At 49.7% G+C, this 19,798-nt stretch carries 16 protein-coding genes; 10 read left to right on the top strand and 6 right to left on the bottom strand.

Translation table 11 applies throughout. From position 1 onward, the window contains the following. Positions 1-253 precede the first annotated feature (253 nt). The 7 genes from ATL17_RS07135 to ATL17_RS07105 all read left to right on the top strand — a co-directional run bounded on the left by ATL17_RS07135 (position 254) and on the right by ATL17_RS07105 (position 8,261). Entirely contained in the window at positions 254-1,885 is a 1,632-nt protein-coding gene (locus ATL17_RS07135; RefSeq protein ID WP_133572046.1) for a peptide ABC transporter substrate-binding protein, read from the top strand. 184 nt (positions 1,886-2,069) lie between these two features. After that, a complete protein-coding gene (oppB, locus tag ATL17_RS07130; protein ID WP_133572045.1) occupies positions 2,070-2,996 on the top strand; it encodes an oligopeptide ABC transporter permease OppB in 927 nt (308 codons plus the stop codon). An 11-nt stretch (positions 2,997-3,007) separates the two neighbouring features. After that, positions 3,008-3,937 carry an ABC transporter permease subunit gene (locus ATL17_RS07125; RefSeq protein ID WP_133572044.1) on the top strand — a complete coding sequence of 310 codons (930 nt, stop codon included), beginning with the start codon at positions 3,008-3,010 and terminating at the stop codon, positions 3,935-3,937. Positions 3,938-4,061: 124 nt separating this feature from the next. Beyond that, positions 4,062-5,900, top strand: a complete 1,839-nt coding sequence (locus ATL17_RS07120; protein ID WP_133572043.1) for an ABC transporter ATP-binding protein — start codon at positions 4,062-4,064, stop codon at positions 5,898-5,900. 184 nt (positions 5,901-6,084) lie between these two features. Continuing rightward, positions 6,085-6,210, top strand: a complete 126-nt coding sequence (gene ykgO, locus ATL17_RS07115) for a type B 50S ribosomal protein L36 (protein ID WP_027835018.1) — start codon at positions 6,085-6,087, stop codon at positions 6,208-6,210. Between the two features lie 75 nt (positions 6,211-6,285). Beyond that, positions 6,286-7,317: a histone deacetylase family protein gene (locus ATL17_RS07110; RefSeq protein ID WP_133572042.1), complete on the top strand. Its 1,032-nt coding sequence runs from the start codon at positions 6,286-6,288 to the stop codon at positions 7,315-7,317. Positions 7,318-7,334: 17 nt separating this feature from the next. Beyond that, positions 7,335-8,261, top strand: a complete 927-nt coding sequence (locus ATL17_RS07105) for an ABC transporter permease (RefSeq protein WP_133572041.1) — start codon at positions 7,335-7,337, stop codon at positions 8,259-8,261. A 21-nt stretch (positions 8,262-8,282) separates the two neighbouring features. On the opposite strand, the gene pyk is transcribed toward ATL17_RS07105, so the two are convergent. Both pyk and ATL17_RS07095 read right to left on the bottom strand, forming a co-directional pair. Further along, on the bottom strand, positions 8,283-9,719 hold the full coding sequence (gene pyk / locus ATL17_RS07100) for a pyruvate kinase (protein WP_133572040.1): 1,437 nt from the start codon (positions 9,717-9,719) through the stop codon (positions 8,283-8,285). Further along, positions 9,716-10,192 (bottom strand): DUF1036 domain-containing protein, encoded by a 477-nt coding sequence (locus tag ATL17_RS07095; RefSeq protein WP_246028641.1) that lies wholly within the window; start codon positions 10,190-10,192, stop codon positions 9,716-9,718. The genes pyk and ATL17_RS07095 overlap by 4 nt, the downstream gene beginning before the upstream one ends. A 210-nt stretch (positions 10,193-10,402) precedes the next feature. Between ATL17_RS07095 and ATL17_RS07090 the strand changes: the two genes are divergently transcribed. After that, entirely contained in the window at positions 10,403-10,687 is a 285-nt protein-coding gene (locus ATL17_RS07090) for a DUF2312 domain-containing protein (RefSeq protein WP_133572039.1), read from the top strand. A 25-nt stretch (positions 10,688-10,712) separates the two neighbouring features. Here ATL17_RS07090 and dxs read toward each other — a convergent pair whose 3' ends face one another. The 4 genes from dxs to ATL17_RS07070 all read right to left on the bottom strand — a co-directional run bounded on the left by dxs (position 10,713) and on the right by ATL17_RS07070 (position 18,000). After that, on the bottom strand, positions 10,713-12,641 hold the full coding sequence (dxs, locus tag ATL17_RS07085) for a 1-deoxy-D-xylulose-5-phosphate synthase (protein WP_133572038.1): 1,929 nt from the start codon (positions 12,639-12,641) through the stop codon (positions 10,713-10,715). A gap of 149 nt (positions 12,642-12,790) precedes the next feature. Beyond that, positions 12,791-14,470 carry a peptidoglycan L,D-endopeptidase MepK gene (mepK, locus tag ATL17_RS07080; RefSeq protein ID WP_246028640.1) on the bottom strand — a complete coding sequence of 560 codons (1,680 nt, stop codon included), beginning with the start codon at positions 14,468-14,470 and terminating at the stop codon, positions 12,791-12,793. A 204-nt stretch (positions 14,471-14,674) separates the two neighbouring features. Next, entirely contained in the window at positions 14,675-16,327 is a 1,653-nt protein-coding gene (locus tag ATL17_RS07075) for a L,D-transpeptidase family protein (protein WP_166638924.1), read from the bottom strand. A gap of 215 nt (positions 16,328-16,542) precedes the next feature. Continuing rightward, on the bottom strand, positions 16,543-18,000 hold the full coding sequence (locus tag ATL17_RS07070; RefSeq protein ID WP_133572035.1) for a sigma-54-dependent transcriptional regulator: 1,458 nt from the start codon (positions 17,998-18,000) through the stop codon (positions 16,543-16,545). 183 nt (positions 18,001-18,183) lie between these two features. Here ATL17_RS07070 and ATL17_RS07065 point away from each other — a divergent pair, with 183 nt between their 5' ends. Continuing rightward, positions 18,184-18,981 carry an AraC family transcriptional regulator gene (locus tag ATL17_RS07065; protein ID WP_133572034.1) on the top strand — a complete coding sequence of 266 codons (798 nt, stop codon included), beginning with the start codon at positions 18,184-18,186 and terminating at the stop codon, positions 18,979-18,981. A gap of 73 nt (positions 18,982-19,054) precedes the next feature. After that, positions 19,055-19,762 (top strand): CPBP family intramembrane glutamic endopeptidase, encoded by a 708-nt coding sequence (locus tag ATL17_RS07060; protein WP_166638923.1) that lies wholly within the window; start codon positions 19,055-19,057, stop codon positions 19,760-19,762. Positions 19,763-19,798: the final 36 nt, after the last annotated feature.

The following is a 19,798-nucleotide window of genomic DNA, read 5'->3' as shown; positions in this document are numbered from 1 at the left end:
AGAATTGGGGTGAAATCCCAATTCATCGTATCGCATGGCTATATTACCAATTGGAATAAAGTTGAATTGAACAGAGAAAATAGGGGTTTTTCCCTCAATTTTTTCGAAACGGGCTCGATTCTACGCTTGCCAAAAGGTTTAAGAGAGTGTTATGGTGATTGTCTGACAGTTGCAATTTGTAACTGTTTTATTTAAGTCGGCGGCTAAATAAAGCGAGACCGACAGGGAAACGTCTACTAGGGAGAGTAGTTTTATGAAGTTTACCACAATGTTCAAACTGGCGTCTGCCACAGCAATCGTTGCTGCGCTGACATCTGGCGCCTATGCGGACAAAATGCATCCAGAGACTGGCGAAAAGCTGGCAGAGGATCAAACATTCACTTATCGTTTGCTCGATGGTATCCCAACACTTGACCCACAATTGAACGAAGACGTATCTGGTTCAGATATTCTTCGTGACTTGTTTGAAGGCTTGTTGAACCAGGACGCTAAAGGCAACCTGATCCCAGGTGTTGCTGAAAGCTGGGAAGCAAACGACGACAACACTGTTTACACATTTAAGTTGCGCGACGATGCAAAATGGTCAAACGGCGATCCAGTAACTGCTGGTGACTTCGTTTACGCTTGGCAGCGCGCAGCAGACCCTGCAACTGCGTCACCATATTCTTGGTTCGTTGAGTTGATGTCTATTGAAAATGCTGCTGAAATTATCGCAGGCGACAAAGACCCATCTGAGTTGGGTGTTGAAGCTGTTGATGATCACACATTTAAAGTGACCTTGACTTCAGCGTTGCCATATTTCGCAGCGATGACCACACACGCAACAACTTTCCCAGTTCACAAAGCAACCATCGATGAGCATGGTGACCAGTGGACACGCCCAGAGAACATGGTTTCTAACGGCGCATACAAGTTGACTGAGTGGGTGTTGAACGAGCGTACAACACGTGAACGCAACGAAATGTATTGGAACAATGACAAAACAATCTTGGATAAGGTTGTGACATTGGTGATCAATGACGAAAACGTTGCTTTGACACGTTACCGCGCTGGCGAACTTGACCGTACAGAAATTCCTTCTGGTCAGTACCCTGCGTTGAGCAAAGAGTTGCCAAATGAAGCAACTGTGTTCCCACGTCTTTGCTCTTACTACTACACCTTCAACATGTCTGATAAAGGCCCAGAAGCCTTTAAAGATCAGCGTGTTCGTCAAGCGTTGTCTTATGCAGTTGATCGTAAAGTGATCACTGACAACATCCTGCAAGCTGGTCAGTACCAAGCTTACACATTTACACCAGGCGCAACAGCAGGCTTTGAAGTTCCTGATGTAGCATTTGGTCAAATGACACAGGAAGAGCGTGACGCGAAAGCGAAAGAACTGATGGCTGAAGCTGGTTACGGCGCAGACAACCCATTGAAGTTCGATATGCTTTACAACACTTCTGAAGCACACAAGAAAATCGCTGTTGCGATGTCTCAAATGTGGAAGCAGAAGTTGGGCGTTGAAGCTACACTTGCTAACATGGAGTGGAAAACATTCCTTGAAACACGTGGTAACCAAGACTTTGAATTGGCACGTGGCGCATGGTGCGGTGACTACAACGAAGCTTCAACATTCTTGGATCTCGTAACCACACCTTCTGGCTACAACGATGGCAAGTACTCAAATGCTGAAGTTGACCAGTTGATGGTTGATGCGAAGACTTCTAGCGACGCAAGTGCAAACTACACACGCGTTGAAGAAATCATTGCTGACGAAATGCCAATCATCCCAATTTACCACTACACTGGTAACTTGATGCTCAAGGAAAACCTCAAAGGTTGGCCTGTTGAGAACGTTGAGCAAAATTGGTACAGCCGTGACCTTTATAAGGTAGCTGAATAACAATTTAAGCATCGCGCGAAGCCATCAGGTTTCGCGCGATGTCTCTTTGGTTTTCGCTGTATATCGGGGGTTATGCAGCACAAAGAAAACTAAAGAAGAGGATGTGAAGGTTCTTGCCGCAACGCCGAAGGGGGCTTTGCCGCAGAAAAAGAACCCACATTTAGGGAAGCAGGGTTTTACAAAAATGTTCAGTTTTATTGTTCGACGTGTGGCGTATGCTGTGCCCACATTGTTGATTTTGATTATCGCTTCATTCTTGCTGATGTATGCGGCACCTGGTGGGCCGTTCACAACAGAGCGGGCTTTGCCGCCTGAAGTGCTGAAAAATATTGAAGCACGTTACGGCTTGAATGATCCTCTAGCAGTTCAGATTTGGAACTATATTTGGAATGTTGTGACCAATTTCGATTTTGGTCCATCATTTAAATATAGAGATAGATCGGTTAATGACATTATTAGCCAAGGTTTCCCAGTTACGCTGACTTACGGGATTTGGTCGTTCATTTTCGCGATCATTGTTGGTTTGAGCTTGGGCATTGTTGCCGCCATCCGCCACAACACAACAGCAGACTATGCTGCAGTGGGTGTGTCAATTGGTGCGCAGGTGCTGCCAAACTTTGTTATGGCGCCTATCTTGGTTTTGATCTTCACCTTGTGGCTACGTTGGCTACCCGGTGGGGGCTGGAATGGCGGCCAGATTGAATATGTCATCATGCCGGTTATCGCGCTTTCAACAAGCTATATGGCAAACATTGCCCGCTTGGCGCGGTCGTCAATGTTGGAAGTGCTGAACTCAAACTTTATTCGCACAGCGAAGGCCAAGGGCCTGTCTGAGCGCAATGTGATTTTGAAGCACGCGCTTAAGCCCGCTTTGATGCCTGTTATCTCCTATTTGGGGCCAGCCTTTGTTGGCATGATCACTGGTTCTGTGGTGGTGGATATGTATTTCAGCACCGGCGGCATGGGGCAGTATTTCGTGAACTCTGCATTTAACCGCGACTATTCAGTGATGATGGGGATCACCATTTTGATTGGTGTTCTGACTATCACATTTAACACTGTTGTCGACATTGTCTATGCCTGGATCGATCCACGCATTCGGTTGTCATAGGAGGGCGAACCATGATTGCTAAAAGTTCAAAAATGGAAACGCTCGCTGAAAATATTGTCGAACAGCAAGCGGTTAAGGGGCGTTCGCTTTGGCAGGACGCGATTTCACGCTTTGTGCGTAACAAAGCAGCGCTTGTGAGCGTGTTTGTGTTGATCTTCATCACACTTCTGTCGTTTGTGGGGCCGATGTTTTCCCCATGGGACTATGAAACAATTGACTGGGGCGTAATGGGCAATGCGGCCACAATGGGCTACCCGTCAATCGAAACAGGCCACTATTTTGGCACGGACGATTTGGGGCGTGATATTTTCGCGCGGACCATGCAAGGCACTCAAATCTCGCTTACGGTTGGTTTCCTCGGTGCGGCAGTTGCTGTGATCGTGGGTACGCTTTACGGCGCGATCTCTGGCTATGTTGGTGGCACGCTGGACAATGTGTTGATGCGGATTGTCGATCTGCTTTTGTCTGTGCCTTACATGTTTGTGTTGATCTTGTTGTTGGTGGTTTTTGGCCGCTCATTGCAAATGTTGTTTGTGGGCATCGGGCTGTTTGCTTGGATGGATATGGCGCGTATTGTGCGCGGGCAAACCTTGTCTATTAAGAACAAGGAATTCATCGAAGCGGCGGTTGCCTCTGGTGTTGGCAGCTTCACCATCATTATGCGTCACATTGTGCCAAACCTGCTTGGTGTGGTTATTGTTTATGCTTCATTGTTGGTGCCGCAGCTCATTCTGACAGAAAGCTTTATTTCGTTCCTTGGTCTTGGTGTTCAAGAGCCGATGACGTCTTGGGGCGCTTTGATTAATGAGGGCGCGAAGACCATGCAATATGGTGTGATCTGGCAATTGGCGTTTCCTTTGGCCTTCTTCATTGTTGGCTTGTTCTGCTTCTTCTTCATCGGTGATGGGTTGCGCGACGCGTTTGACCCGAAAGACCGCTAGGTTTGAGGGAGAGTCAAATGAGCAAGATTAATTTGAATGCTGTGTCTTTGCGCGTGGAAACATGCGCAACGGACACTCAGCACCAAAAAAACAATGAAATGACCGCCAATAAGGGGGAAACAGCATGAGTGATATGAAAAACAGCTCAGTATTGCAGGTGAAAGACCTCAATGTTTCATTTGAGACCCCTGATGGCCGTGTTGATGCGGTTCGGGGCGTTAATCTTCACATTAACCGGGGCGAATGTCTTGGTATTGTGGGGGAATCTGGTTCTGGCAAAAGCCAAACCTTTATGACCGCCATGGGGCTTTTGGCCAATAACGGCCATGCGACGGGTGAAGTCAATTTCCACGATACCCAAATTTTGGGTATGTCTGTACGTGAATTGAACAAGATTCGTGGTCGCCACATGACCATGATTTTCCAAGACCCACTGACCAGCCTTACACCGCATATGACCGTTTTGGATCAAATGACGGAAGTGTTGGAATTGCACACCAGTGTGCGTGGCGATGCAGCCGCGAAGAAAAGCCTTGAGTGGTTGGAGCGCGTGCGTATCTCTGATGCGAAGCGTCGTCTCAATCAATATCCGCACGAGCTTTCAGGCGGAATGCGTCAACGTGTGATGATCGCGATGGCGATGTTGTGTGAGCCTGAATTGCTGATTGCCGATGAGCCAACAACGGCGCTCGATGTGACGGTGCAGGCCGAAATTCTCGATCTTATGGATGAGCTTAAGCGTGAGAACAACACAGCGATTGCGTTGATCACTCACGATATGGGCGTGGTGGCGCGCATGTGTGATCGCATTCAAGTGATGCGGCACGGTGTTTATGTGGAAGAGGGCACAGCCGAAGAAATCTTCTACAACCCGCAGCATGAATATACAAAAATGCTGTTGGATGCGATGCCGCGCATTGACCAGCCGGATAAGGCAACAAACCGTAAGCTGAAAGAATATGACGAAAAAGGCCGCGATCAAAACTTCCTAACGGTTGATGATGTGCGGGTTGAATTCGACATTAAAGTGCAAGAAGGCTTGTGGCCCAAAAAGGTGCCATTGAAGGCTGTGGATGGGGTGAGCTTTACGCTTCGTCCCGGCGAAACAATGGGCATTGTGGGCGAGAGTGGTTGTGGTAAATCCACTTTGGCGCGCGCTGTTTTGCAGCTTATCCCACCTACCGCGGGTGCGGTGAGCTGGTTGGGCAGCCCACTTTCTGGTTTGAACCGGAAAGAGTTGAACAAGAAACGCAAAGATTTGCAGATTGTTTTCCAAGATCCATTGGCGAGCTTGGATCCGCGCATGACCATTGCCGATTCCATTATGGAGCCATTGCAAACTTTCCGTCCTGAAATGTCGCGCAAAGACATGAAGGCGAAAGTGGCTCAGATGATGGAACGGGTTGGGTTGCCTCAGCAAATGATCAACCGCTATCCGCACGAACTTTCTGGCGGCCAAAACCAACGTGTGGGCATTGCCCGTGCGATGATTATGGAGCCGAAATTGGTGGTGTGTGATGAAGCAGTATCTGCTTTGGACGTTTCCATTCAGGCGCAAATTATTGAGCTGTTGATGGATTTGCAGGAAGATTTCGATCTGTCCTTGTTGTTCATCTCTCACGATTTGTCTGTGGTGCGCGAGATTTCTCACCGGATTATGGTGCTTTATCTTGGTCGCATTGTTGAGTTGGCAGATCGGCACGAGATCTATAAAGATCCGCGCCATCCATACACAAAACAGCTTATTTCTGCGGTGCCGATTCCGGACCCTAAAATTGAGCGTGCACGGGAGCGGATTAAGCTGCCGGGTGAATTGCCTTCACCTATGGATCCAACGGCGCGATTGCGCTTTATGCCGTCAAAAATTGCGGCCAATGAGTTGGATTATGTGCCACGTTTGGATGAAGTTAAGCCGGGCCATTATGTGGCCGAGCATGACGAACTTGAGAAGTTGGTCGTTTAACATGATTGAGGGCACGATATGTCGTGCCCTCTACCAAAATTGAACAAATTTAACCGGGAGATGTGTGAGATTCTTGGTTTTGACGCATTTCAGCGTTGACAAGCGGAGAATTTCTTCATAGTTTCCAGCCAACTTATTTCGGCGCCGGTGGCGCCTATTTTTATGAATGTGAAGGGTGACCGGAATGAAAATCAAAAATTCCATCAAAGCGTTGCGCACCCGGCATCGCGACAATAAGGTCGTTCGCCGTCGCGGTCGCATCTATATCATCAACAAAGTGAACAAGCGTTTCAAAGCCCGTCAAGGCTAAGCGCTTTACACATTGTTTTAAAAGTTTAAGGTCGGTGCTTGTCGCCGACCTTTTCTTTTGTGCTGTTGAGACTTTATGAAGCTTTTCTTTTCTCCCGACCAATTGGCCCACAATCCGCAAAAGGAAATCTCAGATGGCAAGTTAGTCGACGCAGTGGAGATTCCGCAACGCGCAGAGATGGTGCTAAACGCGCTGCGGGCTTTGCCTGACCTGTGTGAAGCTCCAGTGCAGGACCTTGGCCGTGAGCCGATAGAACGCGTGCACGACAAAGGTTACATTCAGTTTCTAGAGGATTTCGGGTCGCTGTGGGCTGCAGCGGGGCGGGAAGGCGAGGGCTTTCCCTTTGTGTGGCCAGGCAGAGATTTTCGCACGGATAAAGTGCCCAATCATTTGGATGGCAAGCTCGGCCATTATTCTTTTGATGCAGGCACACCGCTTACCGACAAAACCTATGGCGCAGCTTATGCATCAGCGCAAAGTGCACTTAACGGGGCGGATGCTTTGTTGAATGGTGATCAACACGCTTTCGCGCTGTGTCGGCCTCCTGGTCACCATGCTGGGAAAGATTATTATGGCGGCTACTGTTTTTTCAACAATGCCGCCATCGCAGCTCAATATTTGCGCGATCAAGGTGCTGAACGTGTCTCTATCTTTGATATTGATTATCACCATGGCAACGGCACCCAGGCGATCTTTTATGAACGCGCAGATGTTCAATTTCTCTCGATGCATGCGGATCCGCTGGATGAATATCCCTATTTTTTAGGGCATGCGGATGAGCGTGGAATGGGGGAAGGCACCGGTCATAATTTCAATTATCCGCTGCCTTTGGGCACTGCAGCGCCGGAGTTTATGACGACCCTCAACCAAGGTTTGGATGAGGTGGCGCGTTACGATCCTGACTATTTGATCATTTCATTGGGCGTCGATTTTTTTGAAGGTGATCCGATCTCACAATTTAAGCTGACGCATACTGACATGCCTGCCATTGGCACCGCATTGCGTCAGGCTGGAAAGCCCATTCTTTTTGTGATGGAAGGCGGGTATGCTGTGGGCGATTTAGGCCGCAATGTTGCTTCGATTATTGATGGATATTTAAACAACTAATTTTGCCGAGTTTTTTAATGGCACGATATATTATCTACCGCGTTGCGTGGGGATTTGTGGTTTTGTTGGTGTTGAACATAGTGACTTATATTATGATCACCATTGCGCCGGGGTCGCCCTTTTCCAGTGAGAAAACACCTCCACCGCATATTATTGCCTTGCTTGAGGCGAAGTATGGGTTGGATCAGCCGATCCATATTCAAATATGGCGTTACATGGTTGGTATATTTACACGGTTTGATTTTGGCCCATCCATTATGCGCAAAGGCTTGGATGTTAGCGGTATAATAGCGACGACATTTCCGATCTCTTTCACCTATGCAATTATCTCATTCATTATCGCTGTAACATTCGGTACTGCTTTAGGCATTTGCGCCGCGGTTTGGCAAAATAGTTGGATTGATTATGGTGCAATTATCCTCGGCGCTGCGGGTAAGGTGTTACCAAATTTTATCCTTGCGCCAGTTCTTGTCCTGGTTTTCACCTTATGGCTGAAATGGTTGCCCGGCGGTGGATGGAATGGTGGAGATTGGCGCAACCTAGTGATGCCTGTGATCGCCCTCAGTACCGCGCTTATGGCCAGTATTGTCCGACTATGCCGGGGCGCAATGTTAGAAGCGCTTCATATGCCCCATATTGCCGCAGCGAAGTCGCGTGGCATTCCATTTTACCTGATCATTTGGCGACATGCGTTTAAGCCTGTCATGCTGACATTGCTGACGCACTTGGCCAGCATGTTTGCGGGCGTGATCACTGGATCGATGGTGATCGATGTGTATTTTTCAACGGGTGGGATGGGGCAGTTTTTTGTCGCCGCCGCTGGCGCACGAGATTACTATCTGGTGATGGGGCTGACATTGTTTTCGGCAATGATTTTGATCGTTGTAAACATATTGATCGACATTGCTTATATGTGGCTCGACCCTAAAATTAAGTTTTATTAGGGCCGAGCTTGAGTTTGATGCTTAGGACGAGCCCATGCCATCTTGGCCAACAAAGGCGATGCGAAGCATGTTGGTGGCGCCTGGGGTGCCTAGGGGTACGCCGGCAGTGATCGCCACGCGGTCGCCCGGGCGGGCGAAGCCTTCGCGATAGGCAATTGAACAGGCGCGATCTACAACATCATCCAAGTTCACCGCATCTTCTGTGCGCACGCAGTGTAGGCCCCACACTAGGGACAGGCGACGAACTGTTGAATCTTTTGGTGAAAGGGCAATGATTGGCTTTTCTGGGCGCTCACGCGAGGCGCGAATGCCAGTTGAGCCAGAAGATGTGTAACAAACGATTGCGGCCAAATCCAAAGTCTCTGCAACCTGACGAGTGGCAGCAGAAATCGCATCGGCAGCCGTGGCGTCTGGTGTGATTTCCTGCCGACGAATAATGCCTTGATAAAGATTATCGTTTTCAACAGCAACGGCGACCTTGTTCATGGTGCTGACCGCTTCAATTGGAAAATCACCTGCAGCAGATTCTGCTGACAGCATGACGGCATCGGCGCCTTCAAACACAGCGGTTGCCACGTCAGACACTTCCGCCCGTGTGGGTACGGGCGCGCTGATCATGGATTCGAGCATTTGGGTGGCCACCACCACAGGCTTGCCCTGTTGGCGCGCCATGCGGATCATGCGCTTTTGCAGGCCTGGCACCGTTTCCAAAGGCATCTCAACGCCCAAATCGCCACGGGCGATCATGATGGCGTCAGAGAGTTTGATGATTTCTTCCAAACGCTCGATGGCTTGCGGCTTTTCAATTTTTGCCAGCACGCCTGCGCGGCCCTGTACGGTTTTGCGCACATCGATAATATCTTCTGGGCGTTGCACGAAAGAAAGGGCAACCCAGTCAGCGCCGGCTTCCAAGCCAGCAACGAGGTCTTCGCGGTCTTTATCGGTCAATGCGCCTACGCCAAGCAAAGTGTCTGGCAAGCTCACGCCTTTGCGGTTAGACAATTTGCCGCCGTGCACCACTTCGCACTCAATGGCTGTCTTTGAACATTTTTTGGCAACCAATTCGATCTTGCCATCGTCCAAAAGCAATTTGTGATTGGTGCGGATTGCATCAAAAATTTCAGGGTGAGGCAACTCAACGCGGTCTTTATTGCCAAGCGTATTGTCTTGGTCGAATATGATGATGTCGCCAGTGGCCAATTGCACTGAGTCATTTTCGAACTTGCCAACGCGAAGCTTGGGCCCTTGCAAATCCACAAGCACGCCTATGGGGCGTTTTACCTTATGTTCCACGGCGCGAATATTGGCCATGGTTTCATTCAAAACTTCATGGCTGGCGTGGCTCATATTGATGCGAAAGACGTCCGCCCCGGCGCGAGCCAATTGTTCAATCATATCTTCATTGTTTGAAGCGGGGCCTAGGGTGGCCAGAATTTTTACTTTGCGTTGGCGTCTCATTGTGTCTCCAGGGGTTGCAGATCAGTCTCGGTGAGCTGAACCGTCCAATCCGTATTGTTTTCAGTGTCGACTTCCATAAAACCAGTGCGTTCATAGCCGCGCGCTAGGCAGTCTTTTTCGCCAAAAATTGTGAATGCTTTATCACGGGTACACATAAAAATACGTCCCCCCCAAATGCCACCGCTTACATCATCCACGGCGTGGAGATAAAAATATTGCGATGGTTGCTCATTCAACGGGCCGCTAAAAACCAATGCACAGCTTTCTTTTTCGGCGATCCACCAACCTTCAGATTGCCAACCATTTTCGGCTTTAAAGCCGATGGCAATGGCAACGGTGTTGTCGGTTTGGTTGCAAACACGCAAATCTGCTTTGGCCGAGCTGACAGGCAAGGCGGCAAATAGGGACAGGCAGGTCATTGCGAGAGCAGCGAAACGCACTGGCATTTTTTTGGTTTCAAAAAACAAGGTCACGACCTCATGAGTTGTAGCTGTTGGGAGAAATGTGTCAATCGCTATACCAAATATTGGACGGTTCTGTGGCGGTTTTTGTGCTTATCCAGGCCCATTATTCCTGATTTGGTTCGGTAGGGAAATCAGATTGGTGGAAATTGCCTATTGGCGGTTGCCTTTCGGGGGTGATTTGCGTCACATAGAGCAAATTTAATGGCTCGGGAATCTGTCATGGGACAAACAAGCATCGCCCGCGAGCAATTGCGCGCATATGTGGAGCGCATTGAGCGCTTGGAAGACGAGAAAAAATCTATTTCTGACGATATTCGTGATGTCTATGCCGAAGCAAAGGGCAATGGCTATGATGTGAAAGCGATGCGCCAGATTGTGAAGCTACGCAAGCAAGAAGCGCATGAGCGGCAAGAGCAAGAAGCAATTCTTGATCTTTACAAGCACGCTTTGGGCATGATTGCTTCGCCAAGCTATTATGAAGATGAGGAAGAAGGGCAGGAATAATTCCGCCCTTTTCTAAATTTCAGTTTTAAAGGCCGCCTGTCATCACTTGATTGGCGGCTTTTTCGTTGCCGAGTGCGCGCATAACAGTTGCGGCGATGGCGTGGCGGTCTAGGCCTGCATGTTTGTACATTTGGTCTTGGCCCGCATGATCAAAATGATGGTCTGGGATGAAAAGCGGGCGCACTTTCAAGCCGTTGTCCAGTAGCCCATTTTGCGCCAAATGGCTCAATACGAATGAGCCGAAGCCGCCAACTGAACCTTCTTCAATGGTCAGCAGCACTTCGTGATTTTTGGCCAATGTTTCCACCAATTGAGTGTCGAGTGGTTTGGCAAAACGTGCGTCGACAATTGTTGGGTTGAAGCCCAAGCCAGTAAGAATTTCGGCTGCCGCCATGGTTTCCGCTAAGCGACCGCCGAATGACAGAAGCGCCACAGACTTGCCTTCGCGGATGATGCGGCCTTTGCCGATCTCCAACATTTGACCTTGCTCTGGCAATTCAACGCCTACACCTTCGCCGCGTGGATAGCGCAGAGCAATGGGATGTTCGTCAAATAGGGCGGCGGTGGTGACCATATGGCGCAACTCTGCTTCGTCACCTGGGGCCATCAACACCATGTTGGGGATGGCGCCCAAATAGGCGGTATCGAACGCGCCAGAGTGGGTTGGCCCATCGGCGCCGACAAAGCCAGCACGGTCAATCGCAAAGCGAACGGGCAAGTTTTGAATGGCCACATCATGCACAATTTGGTCGTAACCGCGTTGCAGGAAGGTGGAGTAGATCGCGCAGAAGGGCGACATGCCTTCAGCTGCGAGGCCCGCGCAGAAGGTGACGGCATGTTGTTCCGCAATGCCTACATCAAATGTGCGGTCGGCGAATTCTTTGGCAAACTTGTCTAAACCTGTGCCGGATGGCATGGCGGCGGTGACAGCGACGATTTTGTCGTCTTTACGTGCTTCTTGGATCAGGCTTTCGGCGAAAACCCCCGTATAGGATGGGGCGTTTGCAGGGGCTTTTGATTGTGCGCCAGTGATCACATTGAACTTTGATACGCCGTGATATTTATCTGCGGCGCTTTCGGCAGGGCCATAGCCTTTGCCTTTTTGGGTGACCGCATGGATCAAAATTGGACCCGTGTCCGTGTCGCGAATATTGTCGAGAATGGGCAGCAGATGGTCCAGATTATGTCCATCGACCGGCCCAACATAATAAAAACCAAGCTCTTCAAACATGGTGCCGCCTGTCCAGAAGCCGCGTGCATATTCTTCCGTGCGGCGTGCTTTTTCTGAAAAGAAGCGGGGCAAATGTTCGGACAATTGTTTTGCGGTTTCGCGAATGGACCGATAGGTTTTGCCAGACACAAGACGTGCCAGATAAGCGCTCATTGCGCCTGTTGGTGGCGCAATTGACATGTCGTTGTCGTTCAAGATCACGATCAAGCGGGCATCCATGGCCCCTGCATTGTTCATGGCTTCATAGGCCATGCCAGCGGACATGGCACCATCGCCGATCACCGCGATAATGTTGCGTTTTTCACCCTTCAGGTCAGCGGCGACGGCCATGCCGAGGCCCGCAGAGATCGATGTTGAGGAGTGTCCTGCGCCGAAAGGATCGAATTCGCTTTCTTTGCGCTTGGTGAAACCAGACAAGCCATCTTCTTTGCGCAATGTGCGCATTTGCTCGCGGCGTCCGGTTAGAATTTTGTGTGGGTAGGCTTGGTGGCCAACATCCCAGATGATTTTGTCATCTGGGGTGTTAAATACGTGATGCAGGGCTACAGATAGTTCAACGACGCCCAAACCAGCACCTAAATGACCGCCAGTTTCAGACACCACATCAATCATTTCCGTGCGGACTTCGTCTGCAAGCTGGGTCAATTGATTGCGTGGTATGGCGCGCAAATCTTCAATTTTAGAAATGCCGTCCAACAGGGGTGTTTCGGGGCGTTTGGTCACCGCAACCTCATCTCATATTTTGTGCAAGGTTCGCGCGGGCCGCTTGTTGGCGCGCGCGTCAAACTGGTTTAGCAGAGTTGAGCCAACAGGCAACTCCCTTGGCCGAAGTTTGAACCAATTTATATGATTTTGCGGCGATTATGCGGCAATTAGCCGCCAAATTGGTTGAAGCTGACTTGCTGCGCGGGCAAATTGCTGTCGAAACCCATTTGGCTCTTATTGCCCATCACAACACTTGGGTCGAGATCTGCCTGATCCGGTTCAAACAGAACGGCAAATTGTGGTGCCGTTAGCTGTGTTTGATCAGTAAACATTTCAACCACATGCCCCAAATCTGGTGCCACCAATTCACCCCGACGTTGGGTCAGGCTGTAGCGTAGCGGATCAAAGCTTGGCTTTGTGTTGGGCTTTTTGGTGTTCTGCAAAATCTGCCCAAACTCTTCCAGATTTGGTGTCAAAGAAGCGGTGCTGAGCGTTTGCCGCAATGCCTCGATATTCTTGTCCGGCGTCGGTGCAGGCTCTGGTTTAGGCTGCTCAACCTTGCGTGACAAAATGTTTTCCAACGCCTTTTGTGCGTCTTCTGTTTGCTCCGGCAATGGGGCATAGGCTGCGAACAGGCCGCCTTGATCGCTATTAGTGCGCACATCTGTGGCGGTGTTGCCTAGGGAGGCAACTTTCAATGGAGCGAGTGGATCGCGACCCGGCTCGGCGATCAGCGGGCGACCTGTTGGAGGCGTTATCGCTTCCGGTCCACTTTCTGCCACATTGAACCGTGATGCAGGCGCTGCGTCGGCCGCGGGAACTGCGGGCGCGTTGGTGAGCGCAGCCAGTTGAACTGGTTTTGTTGGAGGCGCCACAGCAGGCAATGCGTTGGCCACAGCAGCTGCAGGCAATTGGCTTTCCCCTGCTGGCGCAGGGCGAGAAGGTGGCAAGCCAGATAGCGCAGCAACGCGAATAATTGGCGTGGCTTTCACTGTGTTTTGGCGAGGCACATCTGCTACTTCATTTTGATCGTCATCATCGCCGCCGAACAGCATATCCATCAATGTGGTGCCTTTTTTGCCATCATCTGATGATGATGCGGAGGCATAACGGGTGGAGCCGCCGCAAGGCAATTGACGACATTTTGACCATTCAGCCTTAGCTGCTGCATAGCCATTTTTCGACAAAAGCACGCCATTTGACGGAACGTGCATGGTTTTGCCATTTGGGAAAATGCGCTTCAATTGTGCAGTGGTCATGCGAGGCCAAGCGCGCACGCTGCCCGTATCCAAATGCACAAATGGGCTGCCAGAAGAAGGGTAATAACCTACGCCACCCACATGTTTGCGCATAGCAACTTCACGCACTTTCGAAATCGGTACGCCGGGGATAAAGAAATCCATGGCCAAGCCGCGTGTGTGGTTTGAGTTTTTGGCCACGCCAGAAGAGCGGGCACGCAACATCTCGTTGGTTTTCGGCGAGCGATAGGCGGAAACCACATGAATTGGCTTTGTTGCGCCAACCTCTTGATAGACTTCCCACACAAGATCAAACAAGCGTGGGTCCATCTTGGTTGGTTCATTGCGGCGCCAATCACGCAAGAATTGGTTCAGCTGGGCAAGGCCCTTATTGTCGTAACGGCCATTGCGCTTAAAGGTGATTTTGGCTGTTTCACGCGTGTGCGTGTAATAGAGATAAAGCGTGCGATCGCCCGCAGCAAAGCTCGGCACGACCAAAGTCGGCGCCAACAATGCAGCCACCAAAATTGTAGCGGCGATACGCCGCAAACCATAAGTCCAACGCAATACTGATTTGCCCAACACGTTTATGATGCCTATTTTCGTCACCAGTCATTCTATCGTTGGTTCAGTTTATAACCAACTTAATTAGACTTTATTAACGTTAAGCAAGCAACAGCAAATTATGCGATTTTGCCCCGCCAACTTCCCACTTTTCTAATATAGGAAGTAAAATGGCGTGAAAAAGGCATGGCAAAAGCCGTGCGACATTATGCGCATTTAAGCAAAATTATAGTAAATGCTTTGTAAATTTTAGCTTTTGAGCAAGTTGATCAAGCGCTGATGGTGGCCATACACATCGCCATAAGAGCGGATGGTACCATCGCCGCTTACGCGCAATGTGAAGTAAGAAATGTGCACAGGCACATGACGCTTCAAATTGTTCCACTTTTCCGTTGAACCGAACATGGACTTGATTTTGCTCAAGCTCAAATCTGGTTCAAAGGCCAACAACGCATCAGCGAATTCAAGCGGATTATGCACCCGCACACAACCGTGTGAAAAGGCGCGATAGCTACGTGAGAACAGGCTTTTTGATGGTGTGTCGTGTAGATAAACAGCGTGTTGGTTGGGGAACAAGAATTTGATCTGACCCAATGCATTGCCGCGACCAGGACGCTGGCGAATGCGGAATGGTGGGTTTGAAGGGTTCACATTGGCCCAATCAACTGAAGATGCATTGATCACACGGCCGCCGGACAGCAATTCGTAATTGCGAGCGGCGAAATAGCCGGGATTGCCATTTGACGCGGGCAGCAGCTCATTTTTGGTGATAGAGAGCGGCACGTTCCAATATGGGTTCACAACCACATGTTCAATCTCATCAGAGAAGATTGGTGTGGCATGTTTTGGCTTGCCAACTACAACGCGGGTGGCGTGACGTACAGTTTCACCAGAGCGAACTTCCAAGCGGAACTCAGGCACGTTTACAAAAACAAAGAATTCGCCCAGATTTTTTGGCATCCAGCGCCAGCGTTCCATATTGGCGATAATATCTTCCGCGCTGGCTCCGTTTGCGCCATTCAAGGCAGCAACGGTTGCCGGGCCGACAACGCCATCTGGCACCAAGCCGAGCGACGATTGGAATTCTTTTACCGCGTCGACCATCGCTTGGTCGTAAACCAACTCATTTGCGGGATCTTCAGCAGGTGTTTCCAACCGGGTGCGTAACAGAGAAAGGCGATCATCTGTGCGGCCCAATTTCAACAATTGGCCATTTGGAATGATGATCTGTTCTTCTTCTACACCATCGAGTTTTTTCGCCAACTCGTCTCGCAAGGCAACAAATTCGCGGTGTGTTGGGTGCAGGCTATAAAGCAAGTTTGCTGGATCGCTTGATTGCACCAAATCAATCAGCATTTTTGCGCCATCAATACGCGTTGGCGACAAAGTGATTGAATTGGAAACGCTGCGCGGATTGATCCGGCCACCTGCAGCATGCTGGGCATAGCGAATAGCGCTTTGCGAAAATTCTGTTTCTAGCGCGGCCAAGCGCTCTGGTTCATTTTCAATATTTGTGAGGTCCAACGCGTCCGTCAGATAATCGCTTGGGCGTAGGCCTTCCAACTCAGCTTTTTTGAACAGCTCAATTATGGCTTCGGCTTTGTCAGAAAAGGCGATCTTGTCGCCGTCCAAATCTAACCAAAGTGGTTCGAAATTGCGCTCGCCGTAAAAGTAATAAAGCTTTTGAGCAGATTTCCATGCTGATGAGCCGGCGCTCGCATCGTAATAATCTGCTTTCAATCCAGCTTTGATTGTTTTGGCCAACGGGCTTGTTGCAGGCCCGATTACCACGCGTGTGGCTTCAACACCATTTATGTTGATGACTTGCTGTGCCTGCGTTGCGGACAAAGGAAGGAGAGCAAAAGCTGTTGCTGCCAAAATACCAAGTTTAAATCCGCGCATTTCAATCCCTTTTAATCCCGCAACTTTGTTTGTTGTGGTTTTGCGGATCGAATTCCAGCAAATATGTCCCACAACCAATTGGTCGCGCCCCAGCATGCGACTCCAAAAGCGCTCTGTTTATAGCCAAGAATGGCTTGCTCACCAAGCGTTTCGCGAAATTGTTACCACAAATTCCTTACAAATTTCTGCTTGTGTTGCAAAAAAGCGCTTAAGGGCTAAGCGGCGTTGGATTGATCGCTGTCCAGCCCATATTCTTTGAGCTTGCGGTAAAGGGTGGAGCGCCCAATGCCCAGCGCACGAGCAACAGCGCTCATTTTGCCATTGTGTTTTTTCAATGCAAATTCAATGAGTTCTTTTTCCACCTGTGCCAAGTTATTCACCCGCCCTTCTTCTGTCAGGAAGCGGTCTTTAGCTGGTTTTTTGGCCGGTTTTAGCGGTGTGATGGAGCTGGTTGCCGCGTCAATATGATCAGGGGTGACTTGCGGCGACATGGATTTTAGCGCTGCGCGCAATTTTTCGGCGCCTTGGAGCGAGGTTTGAATCTGTGGAAACTCATTCGGGGTGAGGCGACCATCTTCAGTGAGCAAAATTGCGCGATAGATGGCATTTTCAAGCTGGCGCACATTGCCCGGCCATTCATATTGGCACAGCATGTCGATTGTTTCGGTTGTACAGCCTTCAATGCGCCGACCCTCGGCGACGGAAAACTTTGTGATAAAGTGGTTGGCCAATGCTTCAATATCTTCCACCCGATCGCGCAATGGCGGCATGTAAATTGGGAAGATATTAAGTCGATAATAAAGGTCTTCGCGGAAATGTTTCTGCTTGGTCAGGTTCAGCAAGCGTTTAGAGGTGGCGCAAATCAGGCGCACATCATAAGGCGCAAAATCATCTGCGGATGTGCTGAGCTTTTTTTCGGTGAATAGCGCAAGCAATTTGCCTTGCAGCTCAAGAGATAGGGCGCCGATTTCATCAAGATAGAGGGTGCCGCCTTGCGCTTGTTCAAATGCGTTCTTCTTGCCTGATTCCAATGAACCGAAAAGCATTTCGTCCAGCTCATCCGTGTCGATTGTTGAGCAGTTCAAAGCAATGAAAGGCTTGCCACTACGTTTGGCGTGATGATGGATGGCGCGGGCCATCATGTCGCGCCCAGTGCCTGCTTCGCCTTCGATCAGCACAGGGATTTGTGTGGCTGCAGCTTTCTCGCCATGGGTGATGGATTTTTGCATGGCGGGCGAAATGGCGGCCATATCTTTAAAGCTGAGGGCGCCTTTGTGCCGATGGGTTTCTGTGCGTAGGCAATTTTCCAAATCAAAGCGCTTTAGTGCGTTTTGCAATGAAATGACCAAGCGCTCTTGCGAAATCGGCTTTGAGAAAAAGTCTGTTGCGCCGAGGCGGATCGCAGAAACAATGTTTTCAATGTCTGGATGTGCGGTTTGCACAATCACAGGCATCGTGAAGCCTTGTTCGCGCATTTCGCTCAGAACAGTCATGCCGTCCATCTCTGGCATCACCAGATCAAGGATGACGGCTTGAATGTTTTGGCTTTCCAAAATGGCCAATCCTTCAGCGCCGGATTGAGCGATTATTGGCTCATATCCATGGGCTTTGAGCATCTCTTCGCTCAGGCGACATTGAATGGGATCGTCATCAATAACAAGAATATTGGCCATAAGCTCTCTTATTTGACCGGCTAAATGCCTGTCGAATCACAAACTGTCCTAATTTGGGTCAGGCTAGGTCCGAGTTCTTAACAGTGGATTAAGGATACTTAATTCAACTGTCTAAAGTGTGTTTTAGCCTCTGTTCTTGATTGCGTGACGCGTTGCCCCATCTTTTGTGAAAAGGGAGATGCAATGCTTGATCTTGATCGGCAAAGTTGGATCAAATGGCACGAGGGCACTTTGCCATGGGTGGATGCTTATTTGCAGCGGTTTCAGTTTAGCCGCCATGCGCATGACACCTATGCGATTGCGCTCACTTTGGCAGGGGTGCAAAGCTTTGATTATCGCGGTGAGACGCGCCATTCCCAAGCAGGCGGTGTCGTTGTGCTGCATCCTGATGAGCTGCATGACGGTCGAGCTGGAACTGAGCATGGGTTTCGTTTTCGCACGCTCTATCTGGCACCAAAAATGGTGCAAGATGTATTGGGTGGCGCATCATTGCCCTACATTGAAAACGGACTTTCGACCCACCCCCGTTTAACTCGCGCCGTTAAATCTATCTTGAACGAGCCTCAGTCTTTAGATGAACTGGCGCAAAATGATTTGGTTTGTGAACTGATTTTTGCCATGCAAGAGGCATCAGGGGACACAGAGCCTCAATGGGCGTTGGTCAATTGGCCCGCAGTATGTCGGGCGCAGCAATTTTTGGATGCGCATATATTTGACCAAGTTTCCATCGAGACGTTGGCGCAAGTTGCACAAATCGATCGATGGCAATTGTCGCGCGACTTTCGTGCGGCGCTGGGCACCAGCCCCTATCGTTATTTGCTGATGCGGCGCATTGAGCAGGTGCAAGAAAAACTCAAAGTGGGTGATGGGTTGGCCCATATTGCAGCCAGTTGCGGTTTTGCTGATCAGAGCCATCTAACGCGCCATTTCCGAAAAATTATTGGCCTGACACCAGGGCAATGGCAACGTTTGGCGCGCTAACGCACAATCGTTCTATATTCCCAAGTTGCCCCATCCTAAATCCCATTCAACATTATTATTTAGGATGGTGATTATGCTCGATTTTCTAAAACCCCGCTGGCGTAGCTTGGCTGAATTGATTGGTTTTGTGACCATTTTGTTTGGCACTAAAGCGCTGGTTGACCCGCTCACTTGGCAATTTTCTGGTCCGATCTCCATGATCTTTACGCTGATCGTGCTCGGCATCTATCTGCGTCTGCAAAATGAACAATGGTCGGAATTGGGGCTTCGGCCTTTGTTTGGTTGGAAAGCAAAATTGCTGCTGCTGCCGCAAGCCATTGTGGGCATGGCAGGCATTATTGGCTTTTCCGCAATGCTGTTGCTGCTTGCCCAGCATATGGGGTGGACTGATTTCATGGAGGCGTCCGGTGTCGGGGCGGAGCGCTGGGGTGATCTAAAAGGAAATCTTGGGCTTTATCTTCTTTGGCTATTGGTGGTTTGGACCAGCGCGGCCTTTGGCGAAGAAATATTTTTTCGCGGTTTTTTCATAAGTCGCGCCCAACGCCTCTTTGATGGCGTGCCGCACAAATGGATTTTGTCCGCTCTATTTGCTGCTGTGACGTTTGGCTATGCTCATTATTATTATCAAGGATTGCGGGGCTTTGTTGTCACCGGAATTGTCGCCTTTTGGTTGGGGCTTTTGTATTTTGCCTACAAGCGAAATCTTTGGCCGCTTATATTGGCGCATGGCTTCGTTGATAGCTTGATGTTTACCGCACACTTTATGGACTGGGACATTTAGTTTTGCGGATTTGGGCGGGATGGGGAACGCCCTTCA

Origin of the sequence: Maritalea mobilis, from assembly GCF_004363175.1 — a bacterium.
GTDB lineage: Bacteria > Pseudomonadota > Alphaproteobacteria > Rhizobiales > Devosiaceae > Maritalea > Maritalea mobilis.
This window is presented reverse-complemented; position numbering and strand designations above follow the sequence as displayed.